Annotated in this window: 12 protein-coding genes; 8 read left to right on the top strand and 4 right to left on the bottom strand. The window is 70.1% G+C overall.

Translation table 11 applies throughout. The annotated features are described in order from the left end of the window. Nucleotides 1-62: 62 nt before the first annotated feature. The 3 genes from LX88_RS02880 to LX88_RS02870 are packed head-to-tail and all read left to right on the top strand — an operon-like array spanning nucleotide 63 to nucleotide 1,567. Nucleotides 63-356 (top strand): DUF2516 family protein, encoded by a 294-nt coding sequence (locus tag LX88_RS02880; RefSeq protein WP_258947591.1) that lies wholly within the window; start codon nucleotides 63-65, stop codon nucleotides 354-356. Continuing rightward, nucleotides 353-1,009, top strand: a complete 657-nt coding sequence (locus LX88_RS02875; RefSeq protein WP_258947590.1) for an alpha/beta fold hydrolase — start codon at nucleotides 353-355, stop codon at nucleotides 1,007-1,009. Before LX88_RS02880 ends, LX88_RS02875 begins: the two co-directional genes overlap by 4 nt. A gap of 9 nt (nucleotides 1,010-1,018) precedes the next feature. Beyond that, on the top strand, nucleotides 1,019-1,567 hold the full coding sequence (locus tag LX88_RS02870; RefSeq protein WP_258946302.1) for a type 1 glutamine amidotransferase domain-containing protein: 549 nt from the start codon (nucleotides 1,019-1,021) through the stop codon (nucleotides 1,565-1,567). Between the two features lie 30 nt (nucleotides 1,568-1,597). Here LX88_RS02870 and LX88_RS02865 read toward each other — a convergent pair whose 3' ends face one another. Next, nucleotides 1,598-2,353: a MerR family transcriptional regulator gene (locus LX88_RS02865; protein WP_258946301.1), complete on the bottom strand. Its 756-nt coding sequence runs from the start codon at nucleotides 2,351-2,353 to the stop codon at nucleotides 1,598-1,600. A 155-nt stretch (nucleotides 2,354-2,508) separates the two neighbouring features. Between LX88_RS02865 and LX88_RS02860 the strand changes: the two genes are divergently transcribed. Then, nucleotides 2,509-3,057: a YbaK/EbsC family protein gene (locus LX88_RS02860; RefSeq protein ID WP_258946300.1), complete on the top strand. Its 549-nt coding sequence runs from the start codon at nucleotides 2,509-2,511 to the stop codon at nucleotides 3,055-3,057. Here LX88_RS02860 and LX88_RS44150 read toward each other — a convergent pair. After that, the gene (locus LX88_RS44150) at nucleotides 3,054-6,464 is read right to left on the bottom strand and encodes an nSTAND1 domain-containing NTPase (protein WP_258946299.1); all 3,411 of its coding nucleotides are present in this window, start codon (nucleotides 6,462-6,464) and stop codon (nucleotides 3,054-3,056) included. The genes LX88_RS02860 and LX88_RS44150 overlap by 4 nt on opposite strands. A 111-nt stretch (nucleotides 6,465-6,575) precedes the next feature. Here LX88_RS44150 and LX88_RS02850 point away from each other — a divergent pair, with 111 nt between their 5' ends. After that, nucleotides 6,576-7,850, top strand: a complete 1,275-nt coding sequence (locus LX88_RS02850) for a hypothetical protein (protein WP_258946298.1) — start codon at nucleotides 6,576-6,578, stop codon at nucleotides 7,848-7,850. A 59-nt stretch (nucleotides 7,851-7,909) separates the two neighbouring features. Beyond that, complete coding sequence (locus LX88_RS02845) at nucleotides 7,910-8,377, top strand: hypothetical protein (protein ID WP_245983124.1); 468 nt, start codon at nucleotides 7,910-7,912, stop codon at nucleotides 8,375-8,377. 3 nt (nucleotides 8,378-8,380) lie between these two features. On the opposite strand, the gene LX88_RS02840 is transcribed toward LX88_RS02845, so the two are convergent. Beyond that, the gene (locus LX88_RS02840; protein ID WP_258946297.1) at nucleotides 8,381-9,448 is read right to left on the bottom strand and encodes an LOG family protein; all 1,068 of its coding nucleotides are present in this window, start codon (nucleotides 9,446-9,448) and stop codon (nucleotides 8,381-8,383) included. A 129-nt stretch (nucleotides 9,449-9,577) separates the two neighbouring features. On the opposite strand from LX88_RS02840, the gene LX88_RS02835 reads away from it, so the two are divergent. Next, nucleotides 9,578-10,552 (top strand): aminotransferase class III-fold pyridoxal phosphate-dependent enzyme, encoded by a 975-nt coding sequence (locus LX88_RS02835; RefSeq protein WP_258946296.1) that lies wholly within the window; start codon nucleotides 9,578-9,580, stop codon nucleotides 10,550-10,552. A gap of 120 nt (nucleotides 10,553-10,672) precedes the next feature. After that, nucleotides 10,673-11,080, top strand: a complete 408-nt coding sequence (locus tag LX88_RS02830) for a hypothetical protein (RefSeq protein WP_258946295.1) — start codon at nucleotides 10,673-10,675, stop codon at nucleotides 11,078-11,080. Here LX88_RS02830 and purU read toward each other — a convergent pair. Beyond that, nucleotides 11,077-11,928: a formyltetrahydrofolate deformylase gene (gene purU, locus LX88_RS02825; protein WP_308203419.1), complete on the bottom strand. Its 852-nt coding sequence runs from the start codon at nucleotides 11,926-11,928 to the stop codon at nucleotides 11,077-11,079. The genes LX88_RS02830 and purU overlap by 4 nt on opposite strands. Nucleotides 11,929-11,959 lie beyond the last annotated feature (31 nt).

The raw sequence follows: 11,959 nt of genomic DNA, 5'->3' as shown, positions 1-11,959 counted from the left end.
TGCTCCCCTCCCGGCGTACGTGCACGTAGTCTGGTCGCGTGTTCCAAATCCCGATCTTCAGCATCTGGTACCTCGACACCGTCGTGTACTTCGTGTTCGACCTCGGGTTCAGCATCATGGGCCTGTTCGCGTTCTTCCATGCGCTGACCCAGCGCGTCGACGCGTACAACGCGATCGAACGCATGACCAAGCCCGCCTGGCTGGGTATCACCGGCGGTGGCACGGCGGCGTTGCTGCTGTTCGACCCCGATGGCGTCGGGTCGATCTTCTGGCTGGCCGGCCTCATCGCGGTGCTCGTGTACATGGTGGACGTGCGTCCCAAGCTGATCGAGGTCCAGCGCGGCCCGCGTTGGTGATCACCCACTCGTACGGCTCCGGCTCACCGGTGACCCTGGTCGCCCACGGGCTCGGCGCCACGCCCGGCGAGGCGAGGATCCCCGCCTCCGGGCTGCCAGGCACCCGCGTCGTGGTGACCCTGCCCTCGCACGGCGACGCCCCGGACGCGCCGGAGGGCTACTGGGACTACGGCCGGATCGCAGCCGATCTGGGCGCCGTTCCCGCTGATCAGGCCGTTGGTGTGTCGCTGGGCGCCGGCGCGTTGGTGCGGCTGCTGTCCGTCGAACCCGGCCGCTTCGCCCGCGTGGCCCTGCTGCTGCCCGCGGTGCTGGACCAGCGTCGTGAGTCCTTCACGCTGCAGCAGCTGTCCGACCTGACCGCCGGGCCACCGGTCTACGTCGCCGAGCGCAGGGCGGCGCTGGCCCGCCTGGAGGCCGCCGCCGGGCAGTTGCCCGGCCAGGTGGCCGTTCCCGACGCCTCCGTGCTGGCTGCCGTGTCCGCTCCGGTGCTGGTCATCGGCGCCGTCGGCGACCCGCTGCACCCCGAGGACGTGGCCAAGGCGACAGCGGCGGCGTTCCCGGCCGGGGAACTGTGGCTGATCGACTCGCCCTCACCGATGATCACCCATCGGACCGAGATCCGGCACCGGTTGGTCTCCTTCCTCGCCGGGTAGCCGAAGTACATGGCTGAACAGAAGAAGATCGCTTTCCTGGTGGCCGAAGAGGGCATCGAGCAGGTCGAGCTCACCGATCCGTGGGCGCACGTCGAGAAGGCCGGCGGAGTACCGCGCCTGCTCGCGCCGAAGCTCGGTGAGGTGCGTGGCTTCAACCACCTCACGCCCGCCGACGCGTTCCCCGTCGACACGACCTTCGCCGACGCCAACGCTGACGACTACGACGGTGCGGTGATCCCCGGCGGCGTCGCGAACAGCGATTTCCTGCGCATGGACAACGATGCCGTCGAGCTGGTGAAGGCCCTCGTCGCCGCCGGCAAGCCGATCGCGTCGATCTGCCACGGGCCGTGGCTCCTGGTCGAGGCGGGCGTGGTGCGCGGCAAGATGCTGACCTCGTTCCCGAGCCTGCAGACCGACATCCGCAACGCGGGCGGCGACTGGGCCGACGAGGAGGTCCGGGTGTGCGACATGAACGGCTGGACGCTCGTGACGTCCCGCAACCCCGGTGACCTGCCGGCGTTCAACCGGGAGGCACTGAAGGCGTTCGACCTGGGGTGATCACCGGGATCTGCAGCTCCCGGTGACCTTCTAGAGGCGGGTCTCGGCGTAGTGCGCCATGGCGTCACGCAGCCATTCGGCCATGTTGTCGCCACCGACCTCGAAGTTGACCCGGAACTCGTCCGAGTCGACGTAGAGATCGCCGAGGCCCTTGTAGGACTCCCTGTTGGGCGTCCAGCTCAGGCAGATCCAGCGGTAGTGGCGGTCGACCAGCTCCTGCGTCCGCGGAGCGTCGATCGCCGTGCCCGCGGTGAACAGCGCACCGAGTTCCTCGGCGATCTCCCGCCACTGGGCCATGAACTGGTCCGCGTCAGCGCGCGTCCAGCCCTGCATCTTCTTGCGGCTCTCGGCGATGTGCTCCCGCGCACCGTCGCCGTAGCGCTCGGCGAGCTCGGCCTCGTGCCGTTCCTGCTTCTTCGCGTCGAAGCCGTCGAACAGCTCTTCCATCTTCACTTCGTCCCCTCCTTCCAGTTCTTCGATCGTTCGCGCGACGGTGCTCGCGAGCCGGTCCAGCCGCTTCTGCTCGTCCCGCAGCCACCGGTGGTGGTTGCGCAGGACGGTCAGCTGGTCCGTGCCGTCGAGCATCTCCGCCACCACGTCGAGGCCCAGGCCCAGGTCGCGCAGCAGCAGGATCTGCTGCAGGCGGTGCACCTGTTCCTTCTCGTAGTAGCGGTAACCGTTGTCGCCGATCCAGGCCGGCGGCAGCAGCCCGATCGAGTCGTAGTGCCGCAGCGTCCTGGACGTCACCTTCGACATCCGGGCCACCTGGGCGATCGACCAGGCCATTTCGGTTCCTCCTTCGCGCTCTGCCAAGACGTTAAAGGTTGACGCAACGTCAAAGTCAACGCGACTTTTCATCGCACGCGGGGACCTTTCGTACTCTCATGCAGTACGAAAGGTCCCCGCGTGCGTAAGAAGCCGGGGGCGACGGGGCTGGCAGGATGGGCAGCGTGTGGACCATCGCTGGATCGCTGGAACCCGTCCCCGTGCTGTCGCGCCTCGACCTGGTGCCCGAACCGGTCGCGGCCGCGCTGAAGACCCTGGACGGCGCTGACCGCGTCGCCGTCGCCGAGATCGACCCGACCCTCGCCGACACCGCCGAGTTCTGCGCCCACTACGGGTCACCGCTGGAAGCGTCGGCGAACTGCGTGGTCGTCGCGGGCAAGCGGGGTGACCAGGTTCGTTTCGCGGCCTGCATGGTGCTGGCGACCATGCGTGCGGACGTCAACGGGGTCATCCGCAAGCGGCTCGACGCGCGCAAGGCGTCGTTCGCGCCGATGGACGAGGCCGTGGCGTTGACCGGCATGGAGTACGGCGGCATCACGCCCATCGGTGTGCCCGCGGACTGGCCGATCCTCGTGTCGCCCGAGGTGGCCGCCGCCCCCGAGTTGATCGTGGGCAGCGGCATCCGCGGCAGCAAGATCCTCATCCCCGGTGACGTGCTGATGAAGCTCACCGGGGCCGAGGTCCTGCCGGATCTGGCTCGCTAGCAGCCCGGTGCGCACAGGCGGGCGATCACCTGGTCCGGGTCGAGTTCCCACCTGATCACCCGCGGGTCGGGGCCGGACGACGTGAGGTCGCCACCGGCGTCGAACAGCACGGCGTTGACCGGCCCGGTGTGCCCAGTCAGCGTCGCCACCTGCGCGCCGTCGGTGACCTGCCACAACGTGATCAGGCTGTCGTTCGCGGCGGCCGCCACGGTCGTGCCGTCGCGGCTGGCGGTGACCGCTCCGATGGCGCCTCGGCCGGTGACGAGTGTGCGCGCCTTGCCGTTGCGGTCCCACAGGGAGACCTCGCCACCCGCGTCGCCCACCGCCAGCAGTTCCGAGCGCGGTACGGCGGCGATCGACTTCACCGCGGGGCCGGTCTCCCGGACCACCTCGACCTGGTCGCCGGACCACCGCAGCACGCGGCCGTCGGCTCCGCCCGAGACCACGAGGTCGCCGAGCGACGCCACGGTGTTCACAGGGCCCGAATGGCCGGTGGGCAGCGCGTGGCCCGGTTCGGGGGAGTTCAGGTCCTGCACGACGACCGCGGCGTCCGCACCGCCGGTCACCGCGCGGTCGCCCGACACGACGAGGCTCTTGATCGCACCGCGATGGCTCTGCCAGGTGCGCACGAGGCTGCCGTCAGTGCGCCACGACGACAGCACGCCACGCATGTCGGCCACCACGATCTCGGCGTCGTCGCGGAACGCCAGCGCGGTGACGTGCGCCGGGACGTCGATGCGCCCGATCTGCCTGCCCTCGCGGTTCCACAGCAGGACCATCCGGTCACGCCCGCCGGTGGCCAGCACCGCGCCGTCCGGGGAGAGCGCGATGCCGTCCGGCGGGCTGGTGTGGCCCGTCAGGGGCGGCAGCGGCAGGTTCCAGAGGCTCACGCTCTCGTCGCCGCCCGCCGCGAACCAGTTGCCGTCCGGGCTGAGCGCCGCCACGTAGAACGGGTGCGTGCGGGTGATCAACCCGGTCAGCCACCCGCCGTCGGGCACGGTCCACCAGCGGATGCTGCCGTCGTCGCTGGTCGACACGACCTTGGTGCCGGTCGCGTCGAACTGCACCGAGTGCACGCCGCCGACGTGCCTGCGCAGCCCGGACGTCTTGCCGGTCGCCAGCACCCGCAACACCACCTGGTGGTCGTCTCCGCCAGAAGCGAGCACACGGGCGTCAGGGCTCAACGCGACTGTGCGGACGGCTGAGACGTGATCGGTGAACGTGCGCGTGACGCCGTTCTCCACCACCAACGTGCCCTTCTGGCCACCTGCGGCGAGCACGGAGCCGTTCAGCGACAACGCGTGGACCTCGCCCAGTTCGTGCAGGATGCTGTCTGTTCGCGTCCAGTCGTCCGTGCGCCACAAGGAGATCAGACCGTCGGCGGTCGCGACCGCGGCGGTCGAACCGTCCGCTGAGAGCACGAGCGTTCGTACCCCGGCGTCGAGGGAGACGGTCCGCAACGGCAGGCGCGTTCTGGTGTCCCACAGGATGATTCGCCGGTCGTCACCCGCGGACACCAGGGTCGCGCCGCCGGGCATGAACGCGAGCGCACGCACGGCACCGTTGTGCTGCGCCAGAACCGCCGGTGCGGCAACGGAAGAGGGCGACCGCAGCAGCACCGAGTGGTCGTCGCCCGCGGTGGCGAACAACGAGCTGTCCGCGCTGAACGCGACCGCGCGAACCGGCCCGCGATGGTCCTTCAACACCGTTCGCGCCGGCTTGTACGCCGCGGTGCTGAGCAACGCCCCGCGCGCCTCGGCGGTCGCCGACGTGCGGTAGGCGTCCACGGCGAGCCGTTCGGCGGCGTCCGGCCACGACGCGCTGAGTTCCTGCGCCTGCACGGCGATCTGGCGTGACTCGGCGATCTGCTGTTCCCTCAGGGCGGCGTTGCCCTGCACGACGGCCACGAACGTCACCACCAGGCACGCCACGGTCAGCACGGCCAGCGACTTCACCAGCGTGCGCAACCGGCGGGACTGCCGGTCCGCGGCCTGCCGGGACGCGTTCTCCTCGTCCACCGCGGCCTGCAGGAACTCGCGCTCCAGTTCGTTGGACGACACCGGCCACTCGATGCGACCGGCCAGCTCGCGCATCGCGGCGAGCCTGACGCCCCGGTAGAGCTCGCCGGGATCACGACCGGCCGACTGCCACGCCGCCGCTGCCGTGGTGAAGTCGCGGTGCAGCCGCAACGACTCCCGGTCGTCGTCGATCCACTGCCGCAACCGCGGCCACGCGCGCACGAGTGCTTCGTGCGCAAGCTCCACAACGCCGTCCGCGACGACGATCAGCCGTGCGTTGGCGAGGACGTTCACGACGTGTGCGGTGTCAGACGGCCTGCCTGCCGCCATCACCTCGTCGAGCGGGGCCCGGCGACGCAGGTCGTTCACGTCGTCGTGCGTCTGCACGAGCCTCAGCAGCACAGCACGCGCGACGGCTCGGCCACGTACGGACAGCTCGGCGTAAGTGCTCTCGGCCGTGGCGGCGACAGCGCCGGTGACGCCGCCACTTGCCCGGTAACCCTCGAGGGTCAGCCGGCCGCGGTCGCGCCTTCGCCACGTCTCCAGCAGCGCGTGCGACAGCAACGGCAGCGCACCCGACTGCCCGCGCACGTCGGCCATCGCGCCCGCGAGCATGTCGGGCTGCACCTTCAACCCGGCGCGCACGGCCGGTAGCTCGACGGCGGCCCGCAGTTCGTCGTCGGTCATCGGCCCGACCAGCACCTGGGCGTCGCGCAACGCGTCCACCAGCGCGGGCACCGTCGCGCAGTGGCCGAGGAAGTCCGCTCGCACGGCCAGCAGCACCCGGTTGCCGCCGTCGAGCAGCGAGGCGACGAACGCCTCCCGGTCGACCGCGCTGCCGAAGTGGGTGAACAGCTCCTCGAACTGGTCGACCACCACGAGATCGGCCTGGCCGCCGCGCCAGGTCGTCGGCGTCGCGGTGATCACCGTCCAGTCCTCCAGCGCCGGCAGCACCCCGGCGTGGACCAGCGAGGACTTGCCCGACCCCGACGGCCCGAACACGCCGACGACGCGCTGCCTCCGGATGCGATCGGCGATGTCCGCGGCGAGGTCGTCCCGTCCGAAGAACCTGTCCGCGTCGCCGATGCCGAACGCCGTCAGCCCGAGGTACGGCGGTGAGTCGTCATGCCCCTTGGCGGCCTGCCGCCAGCGTTGCTCCCAGTGGGCCACATCGCCTTCGCACGCCTGGACGTACGCGAGCGCCACCGCCAGCGACGGCAGCTGCTCTCCCGCGGCGGCCTGCGACAGCGCGGTGGCGGAGTAGTGCGCGCGTTGGGCGAGCGTCCGGTAGTTCGGCGAGCCCGCCTTCTCCCGCAGTTGCCGGAGCTCCCAGGCGAACCGCTGGACCGGGCCCTCCTCGGGGTCGATCGGCCGCTCTCGTCTACCCACTCGGACTCCAGTTGATCTGAGTTGATTGAAAAGCCCCCGCGCCACTGCCTGATCAACTCAACCCGCTCTAAACCTGGTGCCGCAACGACTTCGGGCTGAGCAGGAGCGATGATGACCAGACGCTGGCGCACAGCACTTCTAGTGGCGTTGACGGGTGTGCTGAGCACGGCGTTGCCCGTGCAGGCACAAGAGGCGGCGGACGATCTAATCCACAGCCGCCCAACGGGTGCGTTCGCGTTGACCCCGGACTGGAGTCTGGAGTCCTCCGCGGCGCGGTTGCAGGCCGCGGCCGGCACCACGACGTCGGTCGCCGCACTGCTGCGCGACGCGAACCGGGACATCGCCTCCTGCAACAGCGCGCAGCAGCAGGCGCTTCCGGAGAACTACGACCGAACGGACTACCCGCTGACGTCCGGGCAGATCCTGCACAGCAGCGAGAAGTTCTGCTGGGACCCCGGTGACAGCAAGGTCGCCTACTGGATCCCCCAGGGCGTCACCGGTTCGTCGGACGCCGACGACGACGGCCTGTGGGGCGAGAACCGCATTCTGCTCGTCAGCTGGCATCACAAGGACTCCGGGCCGGACAAGGGCGTGCGGATCTCGTTCGTCGACATGAAGAACCGCAAGTACCGGCATGTGCTGCTGGTCGAGCCGACCGCGAACGCCGACTACAAGGCGGTGCCGATCCACGCCGGCGGGCTCGCCTGGCTCGGCCACTACCTCTACGTGGCCGACACCGCCGGCGGCCTGCGCGTGTTCGACGTCGAACGCCTGCTCGAGGTGTCCGACGCGCAGGACAGCATCGGCAAGAGCGGCAGCGACTACTACGCCTACAACTACAAGTACGTGCTGCCGCAGGTCGGCTGGTACCGGCAGCCGGTGCAGACGGAGTGCAAGAACCCCAGCGCCACCCAGCTGTGCTTCTCGTCGTTGTCGCTGGACCGCAGTTCCACGCCGGACACGCTCGTCGTCGGCGAGTACCGCGACGAACGCAGCACCGACGCCGCTGTCGACGGTGGCCGGGTGGTCCGCTACCGCGTCGACGCCTCGTCCCGGCAGCTCACGCTGACCAGCGGCAAGGCCGTGCCGCAGGACGTGGTGACCGTGCCGCGCAGCAACCTCCAGGGCGTCCAGACCTGGAAGGGCACCTACTACCTCGGCCGCAGCTCGAACCGCAACCACAGCTGGATGCACTTCGGTTCCCCCGGCGGAGCCACGAGCACCAACAGCTGGGCCATCGGCGGCGAGGACCTCTACCACGAGCACGGCCCGGGAATCACCGCCGGAAAGCTCTGGACGGTCTCCGAGCACGCCTGGACCGAGGACCGCAGCACGTTCATCGACCGGCGAGCGATCTTCGCCGTGCCGCTCAGCGAGATCGGCTGAGCCCACTCGACTTCCGCCTCTTCCGAGGCGGGAACCCCGGCAAACCTGGAGGAATCTTCATGCGCAAGCTCGTGCTTGCTTTCTCGATGGCCTTCCTGGCCGTCATGGGCTCGATGATGCCCGCGTCCGCCTCGGCGGAGGCCCCGTCGGTGCAGGCGGTGTCCGACGTCGCCGCGGCGGCGGACGGCATCCAGCTGGCCGTCGCCGGCACGCTGCCGCCCCGCTCGCAGCTGACGTGCCACTCCTACACGGCCGTCGAGATCTGTTACGAGAAGGGCGGCGACCACTGGTGGGTGCAGGACCAGAACAGCAATGACAAGGCGTCGGCCGGTGTGTACTGGGAGAACCTCCGCAACGGCGCGCTCTACCGCAACGGTGCCTGCATCTCCAGCCTCGGCAAGGGCAACTGGGGCCACTGCAACAAGAACTACTACGAGGACAGCGTGCTGAACGGCTGGCCCTGCACCTGGGACCGCAGCGCCGGTGGCGACGTCGAACTCACCGGCACGGGCTACCGCTACCAGTGACGACTAGGACTGGTACTTCTGCAGTAGTGCGATCGCCTCGTCCACGTCGTCGGTGACGAGGATCCACTGCTCGGCCTCCCGGCCCGCCGCGAGTTTCATCACCAGCGGCGCGGCCGGGATCTCGTCGGTCCAGAAGGCCTTGCCCAGGAAGATCATGGGCGCGGCCGGTCCGACGCTGCCGTAGTAGTTCTGCGTGAAGTCCTGGAAGACCTCCTGGACCGTGCCCGCCTTGCCCGGCGTGTAGACGATGCCGCCGGTCGCGACGGTCAGCAGGCCCTCCTCGCGCACCGAGTTCGCGAAGTACTTCGCGTGCAGCTCGCAGGCCGGGTTGGGCGGCTCGTGGCCGTAGAACCACGTCGGGATGCCGATCGTGCGCGGGGTGTCGAAGCGGCGGACCTCCGGGAACGCCGCGAGCCACCTGCCGATCGACTCGTCGTCGTGGCCGAACGACGGGGCCTGCGCGATGGTGTCGAGCACGTCGTCGTTCACCTCGCCGAGCCGGACGCCGAGCGGCACGGCCTCCATCGCGCCCGGTCCGCCGCCGGTCAGCACGGTGAAGCCCGCGTTGCCCAGCGCGGCACCCAGCGCGACCGCGCTGCGGTAGCCGTCGGAGCCTCGGGCGAGCGCGTGGCCGCCCATGACCGCGATCGGTGAGCCCGTCAGCGTGTCGTCGAGGGCCTCGGTGATCGAGTGGTCGTGCAGGCGTTCGGCCAGCGCGTGCAACGGGTCCGGGTGGTGGCCCTGCTGCCTGCTGTGCCGGTAGATCTCCGCGTCCGGGGTGTCGGCGTACGACTTGGGTTCGGCCGGGTCGAAGCCGGCGAACAGCTCCGCGGGCGTGTACAGCCTCGACCGGTAGACGTCGTAGGGCAGGTCCGGGATGACCGGGAACACCAAGGCTCCCGCGGCCTCCGCCCTGCGCTGCATCGTCTCGCTGAGGGTGCAGCCGAGCAGCAGCGCCCCGTCGAACGGCACCCGCACGTCCTCGCGAGTGAGGTCCAAGCCGATGATGACGGCTTTGCGCAGGTCAGGGGCTGCCCGCAGCTGGTCGAGGTCCGTGATTTCGATCCGCACGGGAAAAAGCCTATGCCCCGGGCGAACCAACGTGCCGTGGAATCCGAATGAGTTGGTGGGAACTGAGGTCCGCTCGCCGTCCCGAGACGAGCGGCCGCGGGCCGCGCTGCCCAGGAAAGGTTCCCCGCCATGGCCACCGAACTGCTGACCGGATGCGCCGCCAGAGGCGCACGAGTAGTAGATCCCCACCGCGTCGAACACCTGGACTGCGGTGGGTACGGAGTCCCCCTGCTCGGCCACGCCCACCCGGCCGTCGTGCAGGCCGTCGTCGGCCAGGTACGCCGGCCGTCACTGCTGGACCGCCTGATGCTCGACCTGGTCACCCCCAACGGGCTCGACCACGTCCACACCTTCGCCTCGGCCTCCGAGGCAGCCCAGTTCGCCGTTGCCCTCGCACAGGCGAACGGCCGCCCGCGTGTGCTGACCACCGGCGACGCCCCGTACGGCGGCGTCGATGCGCTGCGCGCCACCCTGGCCTCCGGCCCACCGGCGTGCGTGCTCGTCGAACCGGTCCGCGGCGCCACCCTCCCCCCGACGGGTTACCTGAGCTCCGTGGCCGAGGTGTGCCGCGAGTCCGGCGCCCTGCTCGTGGTGGACGAGACGCGCTCCGGCCTCGGCCGCCTGGGCGTGTGGTGGGGCGTGGACCTCGACGGCGTGACGCCGGACATCATGCTCGTCGGCGAGGGCCTGTCCGGCGGCGTGCTCCCGATCGCCGCCGTGGTCGCCTCGGCCGAGGTCGAGGTGCCGTTGCTGCGCGGCTCCGAAGCCGTGTCACCACTGGCCTCCGCCGCCGTGAACGCCTGCCTGCGCGTCACGGCCGCCGAGGGCCTGGTCGAACGCGCCAAACTGCTCGGCGACGAACTCCTGTACGGACTCCGCGCCGTCGTCGCCGGCAAGGCGCACGCGACCGGCCGAGGCCTGCTGCTCGGCGTGGAGCTGCCGGACCAGCGGGCCGCCGACGTGTTCACCGGCGAGTTGCTGCGGTCGCGGGTGCTCGCGGACTTCCGGGGCCGGACGGTGTGCTTCACCCCGCCCGCTGTTATGTCGGCGGCGGACGCGGGGTGGCTGGTGGAGGCGGTGGGCAGAGCGGCAGCCAAGATCTGACAGCAATGCCGGGGCGCCGCTCAGGCGCCCCGGCGCTCGCTTGGGCAACGCCCTGCCTGTACTGGTTGCTCGTTCAAGACACCGCACGTCCCTGGCATGATCATGGCCTGGGGGTGCGCGGTGCGTTTGCTTCTGGTGCTGATGTTCGTGCTGCTGACCGGTTGTGTGCCCGCGAGCAAGACCTCACGGGAGCTCGAAGGCCTGGGCGAACAGATCGTCGACCACTGGAAGGCACGCCAGGAGGTCGCCGACGCGGACTACGAGTACTCCCAGGGCCTCGCGCCCGACGACTACCACCTGCGCCTCGAGGTCACGCTGAAGGCCGAGGCCGTCAGCGGCCAGGTCGTGGACGAGATCGTCGAGATCGGTGAGCGGGACTGCTGGCTCGGCCCGTGGGACACCTACGACCCGACCTACGCGGTCCGCAGCACCGACGGCACGGAGATCCGTTCGGGCACCTTCCACCTGAGTCGCGACATGGAGAAGAAGTGGGGACCTCGCACGCCTCAGGTGATCCCCACCCGCTAGAAGATCACCGTCTGGTTGCCGTGCACCAGCACCCGGTCCTCCAGGTGCCACCGCAACCCGCGCGCCAGCACCACCTTCTCGATGTCCCGCCCCTTGCGCACCATGTCCGCGATCGAGTCGCCGTGGTGCACGCGCATCACGTCCTGCTCGATGATCGGCCCGGCGTCCAGGTCGGCGGTGACGTAGTGGCACGTCGCGCCCACCAGCTTCACGCCGCGGCGGTGCGCCTGGTGGTACGGGCGGGCGCCGATGAACGACGGCAGGAAGCTGTGGTGGATGTTGATCGTGCGGCCGGTCCAGGCCGCGCAGATCTCCGGCGGCAGGATCTGCATGAAGCGGGCCAGCACCACGGCGTGCGGGTCGTGCTTCTCCACCAGTCCGCGCAGCTGGGCGAACGCCGCCTGCTTGCCCTCGGGGTCGTTGGCCGGGAACGGCACGTGGTGGAACGGGATGCCGTGCGCGCGCGTGATGTCGCCGAGCTCCGGGTGGTTGCCGATGACGGCGGACACCTCGACGTCGAGTTCGCCGGTCGCGACGCGGGCCAGCAGGTCGTACAGGCAGTGGCCCTCCTTCGACACCAGGATGACCACGCGCTTGCGTTCGCCCGTGTCGGTCACCGTCCACGTCGACTGCGCGCCGAGGGAGGCGGCCACCTCGGCGAACTGGGAGCGCAGCTCGTCCACGCCGAACGGCAGGGAGTCCGCGCGGACCTCCTGGCGCGTGAAGAACCAGCCCGTCTCCGGGTCGGTGTGGTACGCGGCCTCGACGATCCAGCCGCCGTTGTCCGCGAGGAACGACGAGATCCTCGCGATGATGCCGGTGCGGTCCGGGCAGCCGAAGGTGATCACATAGCGACGTTCAGGCGATGACACGCCGCAG

This window comes from Lentzea californiensis, from assembly GCF_024648825.1.
Taxonomy (GTDB): domain Bacteria; phylum Actinomycetota; class Actinomycetes; order Mycobacteriales; family Pseudonocardiaceae; genus Lentzea; species Lentzea californiensis.
This window is presented reverse-complemented; position numbering and strand designations above follow the sequence as displayed.